This is a genomic window from Bartonella sp. AA126HLJHH (assembly GCF_042197425.1).
In the GTDB taxonomy this organism is placed as follows: Bacteria; Pseudomonadota; Alphaproteobacteria; order Rhizobiales; family Rhizobiaceae; genus Bartonella.
The window spans coordinates 13,087-29,993 of the sequence record NZ_JBHIRU010000001.1 but is presented as its reverse complement, the minus strand read 5'-3'; the positions used below and the strand labels follow the sequence as shown (position 1 = coordinate 29,993).

Below are 16,907 nucleotides of genomic sequence, written 5' to 3'. Positions count from 1 at the left end.
ATCGACCTGGTGAATATGCCAATCGTGTATTTTTTTTTGGAAAATCTCTTTGTATCTCTATTGATCCTTGCTCTGGAAGCATCATTTTGAATATATCATAGATATTTTTATTTAATTTAATTTTAGAAAATTTAGTCATTATCGTGCTCCATTATATGATATGGGCAAGGTGGGGATTCAATATTATTATCTTGCAGGAAGTATTGCGTCCATTCTCTATTTTGGGGTTCGCCATATTTTCCTAAAAAAGGAGATTTTGTGACAATATCAAAAGGTTCAAGTCTTTTTGTTACAGCGGAGAATGCATTTTTTGCTTTTTGTTCTGTATCGAGCAGATCAGAAAAAACCCACCTAGGCTGGAAAGTTAACATAAATGTAGAACTTCTCCTACTTATTCTGTTTATATGAGACGGGATATTGCAAACTATAAACATAGGTTCGCCATGAAAGCAGAACTCCCATAGACGATTGTACATATTTTTTGGTATATGCTTAGGCCATTCTTGGTCATCAAGAGTTCGCAAATCTTTAAGTATAGACCAGAATTTTTCTCTATAAACTTCAATACTTTGTACGGGGGCAGGCTTCTCGAATACAACAAAAGATGTGTTCTTTCCAAAACTTTTATAGTTATCGCAATAAGTTATCAGGTCTTCCATCATATTTTTTGCGGTCAACTTATTGTAGAACCCAAATCTAAGCATATTTTTTGAGTATCCATTTACACCGAATAGGCAGAAAAGGCCTAATTGTGTTATTCATGGTTGCATTGAATTCTTTAAAAATGACTTGCTTCCATTTTTAATATTTGTCTATATTTTCAATTGACTGCGCTTCTGAATCCATGTTTTCCTCCCAATTGCTGTATTTTATAAGAAATTGCTACGAATGATCCTCTCCAAAGCTGATAATTCATCATCACTGTGTCCCCAAATTGCTATAATAGCTGGGCAGGTATTTAAATCGATGGTTAGGGGGAGGGGCTCATTTTCTTTAAAAAAGAGCATAAAATGAACCACATTTTCCCAAGAATGAAGCTTTTGCCGCCATACATTAACATCTTTTATAATATGACCGTCGATCTCGTTGATAAGGAAGATAATACGCCCTTTTTTCTTAAAGCGACTTGGTGTTTGCGAAAACACGCCTGCAATAAGGTTAACGGAGCTTTCAAGTAAATCATCTTCATAGCAATGTGCGAACAAGGTGGGTGCAATTCCTCCGTGGAGTCGGGCTCCTACTTCAATCATCACTGGACCACGAGCTGTTTGCATGATTTCCATATGCGCAGGTCCATATTCAATTCCCAGCACGCGAATGCATTGTTTTGCATAAGAGATAAGAGGGGCATAAGAGGGATCTTGAGAATCAAGTACATCAAGCGTTTCATAAACAAAAGTACTTCCATTATGAATACCTTTTTTATATCGTGACAAACTACATATTTTTATAGCCTCTCCCTTTACAACGGCATCGACGATGTATTCCTCTCCCTCCAATCTTTCTTGGAGCAAATAAGCCTCGTTAGGTGCGTCAAAAATATTTTTTTTCTTCCAGTCGATTTCAGAGGTCCACGTTACTACTTCCTCAAGATTAGAGAAAAATAAAACACCATCACTCCCTGCAGAATCATTTGGCTTTACCACATAGCCGCTGTGGCTTTCAAAACCATCGAAAGTACAATCGTTTTTTGTAAGAATCTTTGATCGGATGTAAGATAAACCATTTTCACAAAGGCGTTTTTGCATCGCTGCTTTTTTCCGTCGCCAATCGGTAGTCAAGGGGTTATTCCCAAGACAACCATAATAAGCCGCCAATTTCTCTGCACAATAGATACCTCTTTCGGCACCCGCTATTACAGCCTCTATCGTGCCGATAGGAAAGCGTTTCTTTATCTCATCGACACTATGAAGCTTCGCTTCTGCCATGCCCTTTCCCTGATAAGAAAGCATATAGTGTGAAAAAGGAGCTGCTTGAGAGACAACACCATAACAAGCATAGCCTAATTTTTGCAAAGCAGGGCCATAGAGGGCACCCGTGGAGAAAGGGTCGACAATAAGAATAGGTTTTCTCATACTTTGTTCCGCTGCGATAAAAGGAAAAGAACATAAATAAAGATTATCAACCCTATAAGGGGCAGAAGATAAACAGCTGCTTGAGGACCCATAAGGGCAGAGCTTGTAAGAAGACCAAGAATGACATAACCTGCCGATTGGGAGAGAGTATAAAGCATGCCGCTATAGCTTCCCACCAGCTCTGCTTGAGCCTCTGTTTTGGTCGCTTCAATCGTATGTTTGCGGGCATTAATTCGCATGGTATTCATTGAAAAGCCAATAAAAAAGCAAAAGACCACAGCCAAATAGGGCGATTGTGTGGTGCTAAAAATAAGATCAGCCATGCTCAACATAAGGGCTGGGAGAATAAATTCAAAACGAGGGATTTTGATAAAAGCAGCCAAAAAAGCGCCCACGCCTGCAACCGCACTGCAAAGCCCATAATATTCAGAGCCAAAATTTTTCACACTCTGAAAAAGAATAGTTGCCAGCGTATTATAAGCGCAAATATGAAAGCCAATAAGTCCTATGCAGACGCATAAAAGTTTAAGCTCATGGGAGAGCTCATCCACTTGCGGTGTAGGTGCTGGCTTCTTACCAGTTGCAAGTGCTGTGGTATCTGTAGCGTTGTATTCATCGCAAAAGATAATATATCCGGCTATAAGGCTTATAATGATGTCAAACACACAAAGTGTCACAATCAAACCATTATAACCGATTTCAGCTGCTGCCCCTCGAGGGCTGGTCGCTTCTAAGAGATAACCACTCAGTGCTGCTCCCAAAAATGCGCCAATTTGCACCACTGTTTGCATAATGCGGGAAGCCTTTTGGGCGCTAATATAACCACTAAGTGCTAGTTTAGTATTATAAGTCTCGAGTGTGCTTAAGGTAATCAAAGAGAGATAGCCGATAGAGATAGAGACAGCAATAAAACCAAAGGGGGAATCAGCGTAATGGAAAAGAGCAATCAATAAAAGAAGGCTATAGATAATGATTCGCCTTTTGTATAAATCGACCAACCGCAGTGAGGCTTTAATGCGCACAAGACTGCTTTTTTTCAAAAGATAGGGCATAAGGGTGCCCAAAGCCATGGTTACGCCTAGAAAAACCGATGAGGATGTTATGCGATAAGCATTCCAAAGATTACTTAAAAATAAAACCATATCAGAAAGATACAGCAGGACAACAAGCCCATAAAACTGAAACATCAGTTGTTTGTGCACATTATCCCCCCATGTTAAATAGACATGCTATAAATTATACATTTTTACAAAAAGCTAATATATATGTTGTTAGGCATGTCAAGTTTTTTCGATAGAAGCATGGTACAGATTTGAACGATAACGTTTATCATAGCGATAGCTAATTTTGGAGAAACTGAGAGCGGAGGCGGTTGGTATTTTTACTGTATCTCTTGTGAGGTGCTTTTCCAATGAGGAGTTTCTTCGCTAAATGACCAGTATAGCTATGTTCTTGGGAAGGCTGTGTTTGCACTCTCAAGATTGCCTCCATTTATACTCAAGGTTGAGGTTTTTCTATTGACCGTTGTTAGATGTTATTGTGACAATAAACTTCGTTATCTATCAGAAACATTTATGGCATTAGCGCTAAGGTATTGTATTAAAGCCTTTACATAGTAGTCTTTTTCAGAGAGAGGTATTATTGGTTCAGTTTTAGGAGGCTTTATTACGGCCGATTTGGGCGTCGTCGTTGTTTGAGGGCTTATTATAATATTCTTAGTTTCAGTTTATGAATATACCGAAAGATATATTGAAACATTTGATTCAAACGCTTTTGCAAGACATATTTCAATATCTCAGCGATGTTTTCTGAGAATTGCTCTGCTGCTTTTTGACGGAATTGAATATCAAATGCTTATAGTGTGAGCGGTGGTTTGAGAAAAGATAGAGCTGATTTCATTAGATTTCTATGTAGTGCAATCCAGTACTAGCTCTTAGGACAATAATATACTGAGATCGAACTCATTTCTATACATTTACACGACGCTATAGGAGTAATCCTCAGAAATCTACTAGAATTCGTTAGAAAATGGCAGGTTATGGAGTGTGAACAAAAAAATATATTTTTTACAAATACTTAATCTTATTTTAAGTTGTCTAAAATATAACCTTATCTTAAAACTAAGTCTATATACTGCCATTTATCATAAAGTTAATAAGTTATACAAAATGCGGGAGTATTGTGTTTTTCTGTTTAGAGACGAGTTAAAAAACATCTTATTGAACATTAAAAGATTTTAGACAAAAAACAATTTAACTTATGGAGGGTATATAGACAGAATGTATCTTGATAAAAAAGTTTATAACTCCATGCGGTCTTCAAAGAAATTTCTCGTCATTACTCAACAGAACAACATATAATACAAACTTTTAACACAGTTCTTAGTATAGAAATAATCCATAAATTAGAGATATTTAGATAAAGGAAAAGCAATTGATCCGTTGCTTTTAGCACTCTTAGCAAGACAGATAGACGCAAACATACGCTTGAAATTATTGAACCTTCCTTAGCTTCATTGCAAAATTTATTAATTAGCGATTGATCTGTTTATTCTAGTCTTGCTTATTTTTATGCTCGAGAGCTTTCTATTGAAAGTGTCGTTAAATTAAATCAATCTATTCCAAGACCCCATATTACATTTTATCTTCATTTACCGCCCACTACAGTACTGGAACGATTGCAGAAAAGGAATGGTTTAAACTTAAAATACGAAGAAAAACTCTCTTTTATTGAAAAAATTTATTTAGAAAACTAATTGTAATGGGCTTGTTTTAAAAGATTTAGAGAAGGGGAGTAGAAAAGTTAGCAATATTTATTGTGAGGATAATAGTATGTTTATTCTTTTAGAGACGAAGTGTGGTGATAGAAGAACGACATGGAGGAATATACTCGAGCATATTTTAGTGCACGGAATAATAAGGACAATAAAATGTGAGTGAAGCTTCCATACCGTAAAATTGTTTCACATATGTATAAAGGTGTAGCTTCTGAATAAAACGCACATAAAATATTAATTTTGTTTTTGTCCATAAATGTTCCGTTTTCATAGAAGAATTAATCATAAAACAGCACAAAGATTGTAAAAGCCTCAAAAAAGAAATTTTGCTTTCTTAAATTTAATGATCTAAAATGAAAATTGTAAGAATGCCTGTTTTTAAACAGGATGTATCATGCATATCGACTGGTATTCATTTTAGAGGATAATTTATGTTCACTTCAAATTTGAAGGAACGCATTGCTTTATTTGAAAATAGAACTTTTCTCTATTTTACTTTGAGCGGCTTATTTGCTACATTTGGAAGTGGACTAAATTATATTACATTGTCATGGATCGCTTACAATCAGACGGGCTCAATCCGTGGTGTGGCGTTGATAATGCTTTTTCTTTGGACGCCTAGCATTATTTTTGCGCCTATTTTTGGCATATTGGCAGATAAATATAACCGTAAAACGCAGATTATTATTTCAAATCTTGTGAGAGGTTTGGTAATCGTGAGCTGGGTAATGCTTTGGCATTTTGGTATAGAAATTGAATTGATGGTCTTATCTGCTCTTTTGGGTATTTTTATCCCTTTTTATATGCCATCAGCTATTTCTTTAATTCAAAGTATTGTGCTGAAGGAACAGCTCATCAATGCAAATGCAACCATCGATATGGTTTATGAACTTGGCACTATCGTAGGTATGGGCTTAAGTGGATTTATACTGTCCTATGCAGGAACAAAAGGAACTCTTCTAATAGGTGGTATATTCTTTATCATTGCTGGTTTATTTAATTTTGCAATGAAGGTACCTAAAAACCGAAGATCTAAAAAACAAAACCAGCAAAATTGGTGGGAAAATTATACAGCATCCCTTCATTATTTTAAACAGAATCCGGCTCTTTTTGTACCTTATATAAGCCAGATGATTATTATGACTCTTTTGATGACCATTCCTGTTATTCTCGTTCCTTATATACAAGAGGTTTTACATGCGGATAACAGGACCTTTGCAATATTTGAGGTGCTTTATTCTATGGGTGTATTGACAGGTGCGTTTTTTTCACCACTTCTTTGTAAAGTTTTATCTATCAGGAAAACATTAGCCATTTTATTAGCTTTTATGGCTATTGGCCTCGCTATTTTATCTGTTAATACACACAATTTTGTTGTTTTTCCTGTTTACTTTATGATTGGATTTGGACTTTCGAGTTGGGCTCTTTCGATTTCTTTATCACAACTCTCTTGTGATCCTGAATACCAAGGAAGATTGCAGGCAAGTTTTAATGGTATCTCTGGATGCTTGATCCTCGGAGTCTATCTCATCATGGCAAGCGATAACAGTAACATATCACCTCAATCGATATATTTTTTTCAAAGCATTGTTGCGTTTGTTGGAATACTCATAGTGCTGTTTTATAAACATGAAAAACAATAAATTACGTTTAAGAGTGGTCAATATACGCTATTTTTAAACATTTACGCTGCAGCACATTTCATATTTTGCTTTTAAAGGAGAGTTGAGAAAATGTAAAAGTTGGTGCTTAATGAACAAAGCATAAATTGATGTATGCTAGAGAATACTCTCTATTTTTTGATAATGATCTAAAAGAATTGATGCGTTTCTTTAATTCATCTCACTGTTGTTAAGAAGACGAAAACGTAACACTTTAAATCTTCTTGAAAGTTTTTTGTTTAAGCGTAGTAGAAAGTAAAGCAATGAGGTAATATCGTATCATATGGGGAGAGTATTGTATTATTTTTGTTTTTCAAAATCCATATGAAAAATTGTATCAATTTCATCTTCACTGGAATGAGTATTTCTACGACGATGCAAGGTTTGCACAATCTCTTTTTTAAAAACAGCATCTGTTTCACTTAAACGGTGAATACTGAGTTCCAATTCAAGAGATAACGCCAAATCCACGCACAATTTAAGCTCTTCTCCAATGTCGAAACCGCGTTGATAGTCGTCATAAAGACCAACCAGTGTATCAGATAATTCTTTATCGCATAAAGAGGTCATGCTTAATTCCTCAACGTTGCGGGTTTCCATGCAGCTTTTTTAAGTATCACTCCACTATCATCACTTAAAATTGCCATGTATACGAACCTCATGGTTTTGTCAATTTTCTGTAAAATACGCGCTTTTAAATCAAAGCCTATTAAAGATTTTATTACTCCAAGATTTTGAAGCGCCCAATTGTAAATATGGATGGCAATGTGTTTACTATAGAATTTATAGCATTTAAATACATTGCCAAAAGGCTTTTAATATGCGTAGAGGAAGAGTATTCTGACGATAAACCAAACACCCTGAAATCTCTATTGCCAGTTACAGCTAAATCAGTGCTATTAATATATAAAATAAGCAAACAGGGTTTGTAAACGTCTAACTTTTTAATAACGAGTGATAATCTCATTTTTTGTAGAATACCAATTATTTTGCCTATTTTATATTGATTTTTAGACATTGATAAACTTTTTACCTTATAAAAACCTATGGGAAATGCATTAGCATATTTTTGTAATAAGATTTCAGTGGTATATTACACAGCATGAAATGAAGAGAATCGTATTAGGCTTTTTGCTTTTGAAAGAATATGACTGCAACTTTTGAGAAAGCAGTTGGCAAGAATTGGCTTGGCATGCACTCTGATAGAGTTGGCAGTGGCGCATTTAGTTTTTTCATTGGCCTGTGTCCAAATGTTTTTGACTCTGGAAAATAGCCTCTGATAGGCTTGAGTTTTTCCAAGGTTATATTACAGGGGCGCAGCTCAGAAAAATACCACGGCGATTGCATTTTTTGTAATTGTCATAATTTTCGCTCCTGCTTAAATGGATGCTGTAACATCCGTTTTTGTGGGGTTATGTATGTGATAACTGCTCTTCTTAAGGGGCAGTAATAATAGATATAAATCAATATAATTATTTAGTCAGCAATTATATTGATTTTGGAGTGTTTTTTTTGGCTCGTCCGGAAGCAAAACCTAAAACTGAGTTGGCAAAACGTTTTCGTGAAGTGCGTCACGCTCTTGGTTTTACAGAGCGTAAGCAGTTTGCTGAACATCTTGGTATCACTGCTGGCTCTATAGGAACTTATGAAACTGGTATAAGTGAGCCTACAGCCTCTGCGCTCTCCAAATATCAAGAAATTTGTGGTGTTTCATTAGATTGGCTTGTAACGGGTGATGGTGAGATGTTTTCAGATGTGGCAAAGGCGAAAGCAGCTGGTTTTAAACCGCGGGCGATTCCTACTGGGCTGATGAAAAAGCTGGGACATTTAGTTTATACGACCTATCATGATGCAAAAATAACACTTTCTCCTGAAGATGTTGCGGAATTAGCAGCAGAGCTTTATGGAAGATTGCAAGAGCTTATTCAAAACCTCAATGATATAGAAGAAGTCGAAGCCACTTTGCCACTTTTAAAATTACATTTAAAGCGTAAAATCGAAACTGAAAAGCACATCTAGAAATTTCATAAGATACGAATGAACAGCCTTTAAAAAAAAATAAAACTTTTTTGATTTTCTGCTGTATAACCAAGTTTGGAATGTGAAGATCTCACGATCTTCGAGTCTCTTATTCGATCTGAAAAACGAGAAACTATCATTATAAATCAATAGACTGTTCTGATTAAAAATAAAACGGTTCATAAAAAGAATGACGAGTAGTGATACAAACAAAATTTCTTCAAAAGGAAGCGAGTATAGCATCATTCCTGAAATATTTGTTGGTTGAAGAAAAGATACGGACAACAGTGAAAATACAGTGGGTTCTGTGAGAGGAAAGAGTTTAGAAAACAGCTTCTTTTCGGTTTGTGATATTAAAAAATTTATACAATAGTGAAAATACAATGACGATGTTTTGTTCCTATAGAAGGGTAACAGATATATAAGAGAGAAGAACGAAAGACTATTTATAGATGCGCTTTTGTCTTTTTATGAAGATGATAAGATGAGTACGTTAAAACTTTTTACAGAGCGTGCATCATTATATTTAAGACAGATTTCTTTCAAAGAGATGTATAGTATATTGAAACAGTTTACCTCGCAACAAAAAGTGAGATTATGATGATAATCATTATCTATTACATTGTGCGATAAGTTAAAAAAATCATAAATTTGTGCTTATAAGAACAGCTAATTTATTGAGAAGTATTTTTACAAATTTATAAAAAATTATTTTTACGCTCTTGCCATTCTTCTGATGCGCTTTATTTGAAAAGTAGAATTGCTCTTTAGTGAAACTATTTTTGTTAAGAGATAAATCGCAGTGTTTTTGAATGGAGATTACGGTATATTTTCAAAGTCTTGTGTTTTTATTTATTTTTTAGCTTGAATCCCTCTAGCTAAAAGGGTTGGGGACTTTTCTAGATTCGATGTTGTTGCAGAGATTTTAGGTCGATGCCGTAATAAATAGCGGTGTCGATGGGAGGGGTTTTTCTTGATTTATTGGTTTTTGAAGTGCGCAAACTAAGGGGTTTGCCATGTGTGTTTTCACGCGTTGTGATGATGTTGAACTCTGTAGGAGGAGATTCTTATGAAAAAAAAATATTCCCCACCAAATTTAATTAAAGCTTTTTCTCTCAGCGCGGCAATGGCCACACTCTTATCGAGTGTTTCTCCTGTTGTTGCTTCGAATCTCGCGATAACGGGTGACAAAACTATGAGCACGAGTGGTTCTGGTGTGTCTTATGACCATGGTAGCCATGGCAGTATTGTTTTTGCGGGTGATGATAATTACTGTGGTGTGGATAATGTCATTGGTCGTGGTGGCAAGCAACAGGAGTCAATTGCTAGTACTAATCAAATAACCGCAGAGCAGCAATATGATAGATTTACCAAAAATACAAATTTTTCTGGTCGTTATCCTTATGGCGTGACCACTGATAAGGTCACTTGGAGTGGTGATAGTAATACGAGCAACAGCAGCACTGGTTATATGGGGAAGCTTACAGGTGGTAGCACGAGTGCTATGCCTGAGGCTTATGGTGTGTATTCTTTTGCAACCGGTTGTGGATCTGCTGCAACAGGGAATTATTCAACAGCATTTGGTGCGGGTGCAACTGCAAAGAGTGGAGGAGCACAAGCTTTTGGTGTTTCTGCTCTTGCGAATGGAGCGGCAAGTGTTGCCATAGGGATTGGATCGGAAACGGTAAAAAGATCGTCTATCGCTATAGGTGGGCTTTCAAAGGCAGATGGCATTGATAGTATTGCGTTTGGTAGCAGCGCGGCTACAGGTGGTCAAGATGCGATTGCGATAGGTTATGCCGCTAAAGCCGGCGCGCAAAATGCGGTTTCAGTTGGTTCAAGTACAAAAGCGACTGGTAAAAGTAGTTTGGCTCTAGGCTATAAGGCAAGTGCATCAGGAGAATTAGCAGTTGCTATTGGTGGACTTGCAACCGGTATCCACGGCATTGCTATGGGGAATAACGCAGAAGCGAAGGATCAAGATACGATTGCGATAGGTTATGCTGCTCAAGCTCAAACAAAGTATTCGATTGCAATTGGTCCAAATGCACAGGTGATTGCTGGAGACGGAGTTGCTTTGGGTGGAGCTTCCGTTGCCAGTGTTGTTAATAATGTTGCTGGTTATGATCCTGTAAGTAACAAAAATTCACAACAAAACAATGGTGCATGGAAAAGTACAAAAAGTGCAATCAGTGTTGGAAAAGCTGACGGTAGTATAACACGCCAGATTACTGGGTTGGCGGCTGGTACTGCAGATACTGATGCCGTCAATGTGGCACAGTTGAAAGCTATGAGAGCTGTCGTAGAAGGAGCAGGGGGATGGAAGTTATCTGTTAACGGTGAAGCTGCTGTGGATATTCTGCCTGGTGAAACAGTCAATTTTGCTGGAGCTGAACTTGAGAATTATGAAAACAAGAACATTAAAATTGTAAGAAAAGATGATAAAACAGTAGAATTTGATTTGAATGACTTCATTACAGTTGGACGTGTACAAGCAGGAAAAACCCAATTAAGCGACCTTGGTTTCGTGATTACTGGTGGTCCGCGTATGACTGGTAGCGGTATTTTTGCTGGTAATAAACAAGTTTATGGAGTGGCAGCGGGGAGTGCAGAGACTGATGCGGTTAATGTTGCACAGCTGAACGATGTAAAAGAATTGATATCAAAGGCGGGAGGAAGCTGGAAACTTTCTGTTGATGGTAACAATGCTACAGATGTTGGGGCAGGAAGTACAGTAGATATTGTTGCGGCAGTGAGCGGGGACGGAAGCAAAAATATCAAGATTGAAAAAGATAATAATAAAGTCACATTTTCTTTGAATGATACTCTTAAGCTTACGAGTGTCACGACAGGCAACAGCATTATGAATAGTGAAGGCTTTATTATTGAGAATGGGCCAAGAATGATTTTGGATGGTATTTCTGCTGGAAATAAAAAGATTACAGACGTAGCAGCAGGGAAAAGCGATACCGATGCAGTCAATTATGCGCAGTTGAGCGAGGTAAGACAATTGGTATCAAAAGCAGGGGGATGGAAGTTATCTGTTAATGGTGAAGCTGCTGTGGATATTCTGCCTGGTGAAACAGTCAATTTTGCTGGAGCTGAACTTGAGAATTATGAAAACAAGAACATTAAAATTGTAAGAAAAGATGATAAAACAGTAGAATTTGATTTGAATGACTTCATTACAGTTGGACGTGTACAAGCAGGAAAAACCCAATTAAGCGACCTTGGTTTCGTGATTACTGGTGGTCCGCGTATGACTGGTAGCGGTATTTTTGCTGGTAATAAACAAGTTTATGGAGTGGCAGCGGGGAGTGCAGAGACTGATGCGGTTAATGTTGCACAGCTGAATGAAGTAAAAAATCAAATAGCAGGAAATGGTCTTGTTAAATGGGATGAAGAACAGAAACTTATCACCATTGGTAAGGAAAAAGATGGTACGAAAATTGATGTTGCAGGCAGTGGGGGAGACCGTAGTATTTCTGGTGTAAAGGCCGCAGAGAGAGACAATGAAGCCGTTAATAAAAAACAACTCGATGGTGAAATTGCAACTATTACTGATACTATTAACAATATTAAGGAGGGTGGTGCTTTTGCAGTTCTCTACGATAAGAATGGTGATAGCAGTGTTAATTATAACAGTGTGACTTTAGGTGGCGGTAAGACTGGTGGGCAGGTAGCTCTGCACAATGTTAAAGATGGCAAAATTGCTAAAGATTCGCATGATGCTATCAATGGGAACCAAATTAATACAATATCCGGAGATATTGCAAAGTTTTTTGGCGGGGGTACTGTATTTCAAGATGGTTCTTTTTTAGGACCAAGATATAATTTATCTACTGTTTCTGCAGATGGTACTGTAGGACAGAAGGTACATACTGATGTTGGCTCAGCGTTGACAGGACTTGATGACAATGTCAACAATGTGAATAGCCGCTTAACACATGTAGCTAATGAGTTTACTCAGAAAATTGAGGGCGTTTCTAAAGATTCTCTATTGTGGAGTAATGATGAGCAGGCATTTGTAGCACAGCATGGAGAGGGAAGAACCAATAGCAAAATTAAATTTCTTGCCAATGGAGATATTTCTGCTAATTCAACCGATGCTATAAATGGTTCGCAACTTTTTGTTACTAATCAGAATGTTACCACTGTTACGAATAATCTAGCAAAAATTTCTCAAAATACATCTCAATATTTTGGTGGTGGTGCAGACGTATCTAACGGTAAGGCTCCCACTTACACTATTCAGGGTAAGCCACATAATGATTTTGAATCTGCTTTTAGTACTGTTGATAATTCTATCACGAATATACAAAATCAGATTACGAATGCGACAAAAAATAGCCTTGTTAAGCAGGAGGAAAATGAAGGTACTATCACTGTTGGTAAAGCAACAGGTGGGACTAAAATCAATGTTGCAAACAAATCTGGTGATGCTCGTACAATTTCTGGTGTAAAAGCTGCAGAGCGAAATGATGAAGCTGTTAACAAAGCCCAGCTTGATAAAAGTATAGAGAAGATTTCTAATGATATTAATCTTACAAGTGCTGCTGCAGTTCTCTACGATAAAGAAAACGGTACCGTTAATTATGGTAGCGTAACTTTAGGTGGGGTAGATAACCAAGGCCCCGTTGCTCTTCATAATGTTAAAGATGGGAAAATTGCTGAAGATTCGCATGATGCAATCAATGGGAACCAAATTAATAAAATATCTGGAGATATAGCAAATTATTTTGGTGGTGGTGCCTCGTTTGAAAATGGTGCCTTTAAAGGACCAAACTATAGTTTATCTGTTATTGTTGAAGATGGTCAGGTGGCAAAAGCCAATTATCATGACGTTGGCTCAGCTTTGAGTGGTCTTGATGCAAATGTGAAGAGTGTGAATACGCATCTGACGAATGTAGTAAAAGATGTCAATGAAAAAATCACGAATATTACACAAGAAGTCAAAGGGGACGCTTTGTTGTGGAGTAATGATGAGCAGGCATTTGTTGCTCTCCACGGAGAAGGACAGAAGACAAACAGCAAGCTTACCTCTCTTTTGAATGGAGACATTTCTGAAGATTCAACGGATGCAGTAAATGGTTCGCAGCTCTATGAAACTAACCAAAAGATTAGTAAGTTGGGTAATGGCTTTGACGGTATAAGTACAAATATATCGAAGTATTTTGGTGGTGATACAGATATAGCTAACGGTAAAGCGCCAACCTATACGATTCAGGGCACTACACATAATGATGTTAGTTCTGCTTTTAGTTCTGTCAATAATTCTATCACGGAGATTTCTAATCAGATTTCCAATGCGACAAAAAATAGCCTTGTCAAGCAAGAGGAAAATGAAGGGGATATCACCATTGGTAAGGAAAAAGGTGGAACGAAAATTGATATTACAGGCAGTGGAGGAGCTCGGACTATCGCGGGCGTGAAAGCTGCAGAGAACGATGATGAAGCAGTTAATAAAAAACAACTCGATGAAAGTATAGGAAAGATTAACAACAATATTGAGAATATAAGTGCCTCTGCGGTTCTTTACGATAAAAATGATGATAGCACTGTCAATTATGAGAGTGTAACTTTAGGAGGTAATAAGGTTAACGGGCAAGTTGCTCTTCATAACGTCAAAGATGGAGAGATTTCCGATCAATCGCATGATGCAATTAATGGTAGCCAGATTAATAAAATATCCCAAAACGTTGCTGAATTTTTTGGTGGTGGGACCTCATTCGAGAATGGAGTCTTTAGAAAACCGAGATATAATTTAACTACTATTGATGAAAATGGTCAGGTAAAACAGCGGGAATATAATGATGTTGGATTGGCTTTGTCAGGGCTTGATACAAATATCAGACATGTTAATCATCATTTAGTCCTTTCAATGAAGGACGTTGCTTCTTATTTTGGTGGTGGTGCTGGATATGATGAAAATGGAGAATGGTATGCTCCTACTTTCAAAGTTTCTCAGCGTAATGAGGATGGCACTATTGTTGAGAAAAAGCATCATAATGTCGCTGATGCTTTTGAGGGTGTCGATAATTCTATCACAGATATTTATAATCAGATTAATAATGTAACAGAAAATAGCCTTGTAAAGCAGGAGGGAGAAGATAGTCTTATTACTGTGGGTAAAGCAACCGGTGGTACTGAAATCAGCCTTGTAAATAAAGATAAGCAAGAAAGAACACTTTCCGGTGTAAAAGATGGAGAACTTTCTCAAACATCAACGGAAGCGGTAAATGGTTCACAGCTTTTTGCTACGAATAAGAAGGTTACAACTGTTAACAATGATCTCAAAACAGTCGCTCAAAATACATCGAAATATTTTGGTGGTAGTACAGATGTATTGAACGGTATAGAACCAGCTTTCCTTATTCAGGGGGAGACCTATCATAATGTTACGGAAGCGTTTACAGGTGTTAATACTTCTATCACAAATATTGATAATAAGATTTCCGAAGTGGTAAAAAATAGTCTTGTTAAGCAAGACGGAGTTTCTGCTCCTATCACTATTGGTAAGGATACAGCTGGTACTGAGATCAATATTGCGGGATATGCTGGTGTAGCGCGTTCTATTTCTGGTGTTAAGGCAGCAGAGAAGGGCGATGAAGCTGTTAACAAAGACCAACTGGATAAAAGCATAAAGGATATTACGAAGGATATTGAGACAGTAACTGCTGCTGCGGTTCTCTATGATAAGAATGACGATAATAGTGTTAATTATGGTAGTGTAACTTTGGGCGGCGATAAGAACAACGGACCAGTTGCTCTTCATAACGTAAAAGATGGTAGCATTTCTGAAAATTCCAACGATGCAATCAATGGTAGTCAGATTAATAAAATATCAGCAGATATTGCAAAGTTTTTTGGTGGTGGTGCAAAGTTCATTAACGGTGCTTTTGAAGGGCTGAAATATACTTTATCCGCTATTGTAGGTGGTGAAGTAGGGAAGGCTAATTTTTACAATGTTGGTGATGCTTTAACAGGTCTTGATAAAAATGTTCAAGATGTGAATCAACGCTTAACGAATGTATCCAATGAGTTTAACCAGAAAATTGAAGATTTCTCTAAAGATGCTTTACTGTGGGATGATGAGGAAGAAGCATTTGTGGCACGTCATGAAAAAGATGGCAAGAAAACAAACAGCAAATTGAAGTATCTTTTGGATGGTGAGATTGCTCAAGGTTCAACAGATGCCATTACGGGCAACCAACTTTATTCCATGAATAACCAACTTGCGAATTATTTCGGTGGCGGTGCCAAATATGAGAATGGCAAATGGACAGATCCTACTTTTAAGATTGTTCAAGTCAATGCTGATGGTACGACTGTTGAGACAGAGCACCATAATGTTGCTGATGCTTTTGGTGACGTCAATAAAAATATGTCAAATATTAATAACCGTATTGATGATGTCATCAACAAGGTCGATTCAGATGCTTTAAAGTGGAATGATAAAGAAAAGGCCTATGATGCTGGTCGCGATGGAAAGCCGAATAAAATTATCAATGTAGCTGATGGTAAAGTTGAAAAAGGCTCGAAAGATGCCGTCAATGGTGGGCAACTTTGGGAAACCAATGAACGTGTTACTGGTGTCGAAAAAGATGTGAAGCATCTTACCAACAGAGTTGATACCATTTCCAATACGATTGCTGATATTGGTGATACAGTTATCAATATTGATGCCAAAGTTGATAACATCAATAATAGAGTTGACGGCATTGAAGAGGATGCTGTTCGTTATGATAGAGATGAAAACGGCAAAAAAACCAATAAAATCACATTAGCGGGGGGGGATGCCAGTGAACCTGTTCTGATTGATAATGTAGCTGATGGTAAAATTGAAAAAGGCTCGAAAGAGGCTGTAAATGGTGGTCAACTTCATGATTATACTAAAGAACAGATGAAGATTATTCTTGATGAATCCAAGCAGTATACAGATCAACGGGTTAATAATATTGTGATTGATGCGATTGATGATGCTGTTGATCGGGCTAAGCAATATACAGATATGAAGTTTGATGTCTTAAACTATAGTATTGAGAGTGTGAAAAAAGAGGCTAGACAAGCAGCGGCTATTGGTCTTGCGGTGTCTAACTTACGCTACAATGATACACCTGGAAAATTAAGCGTTGGATTTGGTACTGGTTTATGGCGTAGTCAGTCTGCATTTGCCTTTGGTGCAGGTTACACCTCAGAAAATGGAAAATACCGCTCTAACATATCCGCAACAACTTCTGGAGGTCACTGGGGTGTAGGTGCGGGATTCAATATGACATTGAATTGATAATAAACAAAATACATAAAAACTCCTTCTCACCCCTGTCTCATGAGGCAGGGGTGAATTGTTGTTAGGTATGTAAATATATATATATA

At 37.3% G+C, this 16,907-nt stretch carries 7 protein-coding genes and 1 pseudogene; 4 read left to right on the top strand and 4 right to left on the bottom strand.

The genetic code is table 11. The features are described from left to right. Positions 1-131 precede the first annotated feature (131 nt). The 3 genes from ACFIQC_RS00065 to ACFIQC_RS00055 all read right to left on the bottom strand — a co-directional run bounded on the left by ACFIQC_RS00065 (position 132) and on the right by ACFIQC_RS00055 (position 3,262). Positions 132-677 (bottom strand): YqcI/YcgG family protein, encoded by a 546-nt coding sequence (locus ACFIQC_RS00065; protein WP_375706584.1) that lies wholly within the window; start codon positions 675-677, stop codon positions 132-134. Positions 678-869: 192 nt separating this feature from the next. Next, on the bottom strand, positions 870-2,075 hold the full coding sequence (locus tag ACFIQC_RS00060) for an ATP-grasp domain-containing protein (protein WP_375629281.1): 1,206 nt from the start codon (positions 2,073-2,075) through the stop codon (positions 870-872). Continuing rightward, positions 2,072-3,262 carry a hypothetical protein gene (locus ACFIQC_RS00055; protein ID WP_375706622.1) on the bottom strand — a complete coding sequence of 397 codons (1,191 nt, stop codon included), beginning with the start codon at positions 3,260-3,262 and terminating at the stop codon, positions 2,072-2,074. Before ACFIQC_RS00055 ends, ACFIQC_RS00060 begins: the two co-directional genes overlap by 4 nt. Positions 3,263-4,632: 1,370 nt before the next feature. Between ACFIQC_RS00055 and ACFIQC_RS00050 the strand changes: the two are divergent. Beyond that, a pseudogene (locus ACFIQC_RS00050) lies at positions 4,633-4,830 on the top strand (hypothetical protein); the annotation flags it as partial. Positions 4,831-5,282: 452 nt separating this feature from the next. Next, positions 5,283-6,494, top strand: a complete 1,212-nt coding sequence (locus ACFIQC_RS00045; protein WP_375706583.1) for an MFS transporter — start codon at positions 5,283-5,285, stop codon at positions 6,492-6,494. A gap of 318 nt (positions 6,495-6,812) precedes the next feature. On the opposite strand, the gene ACFIQC_RS00040 is transcribed toward ACFIQC_RS00045, so the two are convergent. Next, complete coding sequence (locus ACFIQC_RS00040; protein ID WP_375629290.1) at positions 6,813-7,082, bottom strand: hypothetical protein; 270 nt, start codon at positions 7,080-7,082, stop codon at positions 6,813-6,815. A 942-nt stretch (positions 7,083-8,024) separates the two neighbouring features. Here ACFIQC_RS00040 and ACFIQC_RS00035 point away from each other — a divergent pair. Then, a complete protein-coding gene (locus ACFIQC_RS00035) occupies positions 8,025-8,531 on the top strand; it encodes a helix-turn-helix domain-containing protein (protein ID WP_375706582.1) in 507 nt (168 codons plus the stop codon). A 1,069-nt stretch (positions 8,532-9,600) separates the two neighbouring features. Further along, positions 9,601-16,818, top strand: coding sequence for a Vomp family autotransporter (locus tag ACFIQC_RS00030; protein WP_375706581.1), 7,218 nt, complete (start codon positions 9,601-9,603; stop codon positions 16,816-16,818). The last annotated feature ends 89 nt before the right edge of the window (positions 16,819-16,907 follow it).